This window comes from Streptomyces albus subsp. albus, assembly GCF_000725885.1.
In the GTDB taxonomy this organism is placed as follows: domain Bacteria; phylum Actinomycetota; class Actinomycetes; order Streptomycetales; family Streptomycetaceae; genus Streptomyces; species Streptomyces albus.
In genome coordinates this window covers 1-6,244 of sequence record NZ_JODR01000059.1, presented here as the reverse complement: position 1 = coordinate 6,244, position 6,244 = coordinate 1, and the positions used below count along the sequence as shown (strand labels likewise).

The 6,244-nt window shown below is 71.8% G+C and carries 1 protein-coding gene and 2 pseudogenes; all 3 read right to left on the bottom strand.

The window, feature by feature from the left end:
• A partial coding sequence (locus IO40_RS40080) for a type I polyketide synthase (RefSeq protein WP_482255577.1) occupies positions 1-2,650 on the bottom strand: 2,650 nt, incomplete at its 3' end.
• 24 nt (positions 2,651-2,674) lie between these two features.
• Positions 2,675-4,486, bottom strand: a pseudogene (locus tag IO40_RS40075) (type I polyketide synthase); the annotation flags it as partial.
• A gap of 80 nt (positions 4,487-4,566) precedes the next feature.
• Positions 4,567-6,180: pseudogene (locus IO40_RS37400) on the bottom strand (beta-ketoacyl synthase N-terminal-like domain-containing protein); the annotation flags it as partial.
• Positions 6,181-6,244 lie beyond the last annotated feature (64 nt).

Genomic DNA, 6,244 nt, shown 5'->3' with positions numbered 1-6,244 from the left:
CCGTCAACCCGTTCGACGCACCATCCTGATTCACCGCACTGCCACGCACCACCGCCAACACCCGATGGCCGTTCCGCCGGGCGTCCGACAACCGCTCCACCAGCAGCAGACCGATGCCTTCGCTCCAGCCGGTGCCGTCGGCGTCGTCGGAGAACGCCTTGCACCGGCCGTCGGTGGCCAGCCCGCCCTGCTGTGCGAAGTCGATGAACGCGTCCGGGCTGGCGATGATCGTGACACCGCCGGCCAGCGCCAGGGAGCACTCCCCCGAGCGCAGCGCCTGCACGGCGAGGTGCAGCGCCACCAGCGAGGACGAGCAGGCGGTGTCGACCGTGACCGCCGGGCCCTCGAACCCCATCGCGTAGGAGATCCGGCCCGACAGCACGCTGCCCGAGTTGCCGGTGATCAGATGGCCGCCGACGCCTTCCGGGACGTTGTGCGCGTTGCTGAGGTAGCCGGAGCTGCCGGCGCCGACGAAGACGCCGACGCGATCGCCTTTGAGCTTCGTCGGGGTGATGCCCGCGCGTTCCAGGGACTCCCAGGCGACTTCGAGCAGCAGCCGCTGCTGCGGGTCCATCGCCAGTGCCTCACGCGGCGAGATGCCGAAGAACCCGGCGTCGAAGTCCGCGGCGTCGGCGAGGAAGCCGCCCTGACGGGCGAAGGACGAGCCGGCGGCGTCGAGGGCGTCCGGCTCCCAGCCCCGGTCGGTGGGGAACCCGGTGATGGCGTCGCCCGACTCGGACAGCAGCCGCCACAGGCTCTCCGGGTCGCTGGCCCCGCCGGGGAAGCGGCAGGCCATCGACACGATAGCGACGGGCTCGTCGAGGGACGCACGGGCCGGTTCGAGGAGTTCCGGCATCTGCCCGGTGCCCGTCACCCGGTCCACGAGGTGGTCGGTGAGTGCCGCCGGGGTCGGATGGTCGAAAATTAGGGTGGCGGCCAGGGACAGGCCCGTCGCCGTCCTGAGCCGGTCGCGGAACTCGACGGCGGTGAGCGAGTCGAACCCGAGGTCGCGGAAGGCACGCCCCGGTTCGATCGTCCCGGTGCCGGCGTGGCCGAGGACCGCAGCGGCCTCGCTGCGGACGAGTTCGAGGACCCGGCGGCGCCGGTCCCGCTCGTCCAGCCCGTCCAGCAGCTCCCGCAGAGCCCCTGCGGCTCCCGGCCGCTCGTCGGTGCTCTGCGGTGTGCCGGTGTCCTGCGGGGCGTCGTCGATCTCGGCGAACAACGCGCTGGCGCGCCGCACCGTGAAGGTCGGGACGAACCGCTCCCAGTCGACATCCACGACTGAGATGCAGGGCTCCCCGCCGGACACGGCCGCCTCCAGCGCTGCCATCGCGTCGTCCGGCGACAGGGTCGGCAGACCATGCCGGCGCAGCTCGTCCTCGGCGCCCTCGGCGGCGGCCATGCCACCACCGGCCCACGGGCCCCAGGCGAGCGAGGTCGCTGCCTTGCCCCGGGCGCGGCGACGAGCCGCGAGAGCGTCGAGGTAGGAGTTGGCGGCGGCGTATCCGCCCTGCATGCCGCTGCCCCAGGTGGCGGCGACGGAGGAGTAGAGCACAAACGCTTCCAGGTCACGCTCGCCCAGCAGCGCTTCGAGGTTGGCCGCGCTGGCGGCCTTCGCCCCCATCATGGCCGCGTGGTCGCCGACGCCCGAGTCACGCAGGGACACGGCCTGCGTCCGGCCCGCAGCGTGGAAGACGGACCGGATCCCCGGCCCCTCGGACTCCACCTGTGCGAGGGCCGCGGCGAGCGCGGCACGGTCGGCCAGGTCGCAGGCGGCGAAGGTGACCGTGGCGCCCAGTTCCTCAAGCTCGTCGCGCAGTGCGGCGGCGCCCGGTGCGTCGGCACCGCGGCGGCTGACGAGAGCGATGTGCCGCGCACCCCGCTGCACAGCCCAGCGGGCGGTCCGCCCGCCCAGGGCACCGGTGCCGCCGGTGATCAGGACGGTGCCGGACGGGGTCCACGGCACCGCCGTGGGCTCAAAGGGTGCGGGGACCAGTCGACGTCCGAGCACGGCCCCACCGCGCAGGGCCAGTTGGTCCTCACCCACCGCGGTCGAGGCCAGCGCCTCCACCAGCCTGGCGGCTGCACCCCGCGCGGGTTGGGCCGGCACGTCGACGAGTCCGCCCCACCGCTCCGGTTCCTCCAGCGCGACGACCCGGCCCAGGCCCCACACGGCGGCACGCGCGGGCTGCGCCAGTTCGTCACCGGAACCGGTGGAGACCGCACCCGACGTGACCGTCCACACCCGGTTGCGCGCCCCGGCGTCGCCCAGGGCCTGGACGAGCGTGGCGGTGGCGGTCAGGCCGAACGACAGGCCCGGGTGATCGGCGTGCTCGCGCTCGTCCTGACCGAGGAACGACACCACCGTGCCGCAGTCCGCGAACTCGGCGAGCCGACCGGCCAGGATCGCCCGGTCCAGGTCCGCGACGTCCAGCCGCAGCCGGGTCACCTGTGCGCCGCGCGTCGCCAGTTCGTCGGCGAGCGCCGCCGCCCAGGGGTCGTCGGCGTCCGCGGGCTCGACGATCAGCCAGCCGCCCGACACGTCGACGTCCCGCACCGGCCCGATCGGCGTCCAGCCGACCCGGTAGCACAGCCGGTCGAGGCCGGCGAGCCGGCGGTGGCGGCGCTGCCAGGTGTCGAGCGCGGCCATGACGTCCCGGACAGCGGCGTCGGCCGCCACCCCGAGGGCATTCGTGAACGTCTCGACGTCACCGTGCCCGACCATGTCCCAGAACGTTCCGTCGACGCCGGTCGCGTCCGGGGTAGCGGTGGTCCGGCCCCGGCCCGGCAGGCTCGGCCAGTAGCGTTCGTGCTGGAAGACGTAGGTGGGCAGCTCGACGGTCCGGGCGCCGGTCGGCGCGAAGAACGCCGCCCAGTCGGCCTCGGCGCCGGCCGCCCACAGGTGTGCGAGGGCGGTGACGGCGGTGGTGGCTTCGGGTCGTTTGCGGTGCAGCACGGGGACGGCGAGCACGTCGTCGCCGCACGTCTCCTCGACGGCGGCCATGAGGGTGGCGTCCGGACCCAGCTCCACGAAACGGGCCACGCCCAGGGCCTTGAGACGGGTGATCGCGTCGGCGAAACGCACGGTGCCGCGCACCTGGTCCGTCCAGTACGACGCGGAGAACTCCTCGACCGGCTCGCCGGTCAGCGTCGAGACGATCGGCACCGAGGGGCGCCCGTACGACACTCCAGCCGCGGCTTCCTCGAAGGCCGCCAGCATCGGGTCCATCAATGCCGAGTGGAAAGCGTGACTGACCTCCAGCCAACGACCCTGATGGTCGGGCAAGGCAGCCGCCACCGTTCCGACGGCATCGCGAGTGCCGGAGAGCACCACCTGACCCGGCGCGTTCACCGCCGCCACCGACACACCCTCCACCAACAGCGGAGTGACCTCATCGACAGTGGCCCGCACCGCCCACATCGCCCCGCCCCCGGGCAACGCCTGCATCAACCGAGCACGAGCAGCGACCAGCTTGCACGCGTCCGCCAGCGACAGCACACCCGACACATGCGCAGCCGCCAACTCACCCACGGAATGGCCGACCAGGTAATCGGGCTTGACGCCCCACGACTCCAGCAGCCGGAACAACGCCACCTCGACCGCGAACAACGCAGGCTGGGCCCACCCGGTCTGCCCCAACGCCTCCGTATCCTCATCGGCTTCCGCGAACATCACGTCCCGCAGCGGACGGTCCAACAACCCGTCGAAGTGCGCACACACCTCATCCAACGCATCAGCGAACACCGGGAAGGCATCCGCCAACTCCCCGCCCATACCGAGACGCTGACCACCCTGACCGGCAAACACGAACCCCGTCAGACCGGAGCGAGCCATGCTGGTCACGGTGTCCGGCGTGGCCTCTCCGGCCGCCAGAGCAGCAAGACGCGTCCGCAGCTCCTCCACGTCCCCGCCCAGCACAACGGCCCGGTGCTCAAGACCAGAACGCGTGGTCGCCAACGACAACCCCACATCCACCGCACCCACATCAAGCCCCGCGGACAGCAACCGGCCGGCCTGCGCCGCCACACTCGGCACCGTCTTCGCCGAGACCACCCACGGCACCACCGGTAGGCGAACCGAGGATTCCGCCGCAGCCTCCTCTTCCGGTGCGGACGGTGCCTCTTCCAGGATGATGTGCGCGTTGGTGCCGCTCACACCGAAGGACGACACCCCGGCCCGCCTCGGCCGCTCGTCGCGCGGCCATTCACGCGGCTGGGTCAGCAGCTCCACCGCACCTGCCGACCAGTCCACGTGCGACGACGGCGTATCGACATGCAGCGTCTTCGGCAAACGCCCGTGCCGCATCGCAAGAATCATCTTCATCACGCCCGCGACACCGGCAGCGGCCTGCGTGTGCCCCAGGTTCGACTTGACCGAGCCCAGCCACAACGGGCGGTTCTCCGGCCGGTCCTGGCCATACGTGGCCAACAGGGCCTGCGCCTCGATCGGGTCACCCAGCGACGTACCCGTGCCGTGCGCCTCCACCACGTCCACGTCGGACGCCCGCCCTGCCGCTCGAACTCCACGAACGCACCCGGCGTCGACATCACCGTCACACCACCGGCCAACGCCAGATCGCACTCCCCGGCGCGCAACGACTGAGCCGCCATGTGCATCGCCACCAACGACGACGAACAAGCCGTATCCACGGTCACCGCCGGGCCCTCGAGCCCCAACGCGTATGACACACGGCCGGACAGCACACTGCCCGAATTACCGGTGCCGCCGTAGCCGTCACCCGATTCGCCGGCCAGGCCCAGGAGGGCGAGGTAGTCCTGGCCGTTGGTGCCCGCGTAGACCCCGACCTGCTGTCCGCGCAGTGACAGCGGTGCGACACCGGCGTTCTCCAGGGACTCCCAGGCGACTTCGAGGAGCAGTCGCTGTTGCGGGTCCATCGCCAGCGCCTCACGCGGCGAGATCCCGAACAGCCCGGCATCGAAGTCCGCCGCACCTTCGACGAAACCGCCCACCCGGGCGTAGGCACCGGTCTCGCTCACGTTGCCGAGGCGGTCCCAGCCCCGGTCGGCCGGGAAGGCGCCAACGGCATCCACGCCGTCGGCCAGCAGGCCCCACAGGTCTTCGGGGGAGGTGACACCGCCGGGGAAGCGGCAGCCCATGCCCACCACGACCACCGGGTCGTCCACGTCAGGGAGCGACTTCGTCCGCACTGCTTCCGCGGCGGTGTCCTCCGCCGCGCCGAACAACCGGGTCAGCAGCAGGTCGGTCAGCGCGTCGATGGACGGGTGGTCGAACACGACGGTCGAGGGCAGGGTGAGGCCGGAGACCATGGCGAGGGCGTTGCGCAGCTCCACCGCCATCAGGGAGTCGACGCCGAGTTCACGGAACGCCGTCGACGGGTTGAGCACTGTCGGGTCCGCGAAGCCCAGTACGGTCGCGACCTGGCCACGCACCGTGTCCATCAGGGACGAGCGTCGGGCCGCACCCGACAGACCAGCCAGTCGCTTCCGCAGCCCGCCACCGCCGGCCGGCTCCGCACGCTCGACCACCACACCAGCACCCGGCGCCACCTCGTCCCACAGGCGGCTGGCCCGGACGGCGGTCACGCCCGGTACGAAACGCTCCCAGTCCACGTCCGCAACGGCGAAGCAGCCCGAGGCAGAACCAAGAATGCCCACCGCGGCCTTGGGCTCCAGCGGTCGCACACCGCCACGGCCGAGCCGGGAACGCACCGCCTCATCCGCCGCCATACCGCTCTCGGCCCACGGCCCCCACGCCACCGACGCACCCACCAGCCCCCGCGCACGCCGATACTCCACCAACGCATCCAACGCAGCATTCGCCGCCGCATACGAACCCTGACCCGCACCACCCCACACACCAGCCGCAGAAGAAAACACAACGAACGCATCCAGCTCACGATCACCCAGCGCATGATGCAGATGCCAGGCCGCACCCGCCTTCGCCTCCCACACACCAGCCAACCGGTCAACCGTCAAACCACCGACCACACCGTCATCCAGCACCCCAGCCACATGCACCACCGCAGAAACGTCACAACGCGCGAGCAGCTCTTCCACCTCACGGCGCACACCGACGTCACACGCCACCACCTCCACCCCCGCACCCAACGCCCGCAACTCCTCACACAGCTCCGCCGCCCCCTCGGCCGCCATCCCCCGCCGACTCGCCAGCACCACACGCCCCGCACCACGCTCCACCACCCACCGGGCCACCCGCGCACCCAACGCACCCGTACCACCCGTCACCAACACCGTCCCCGAC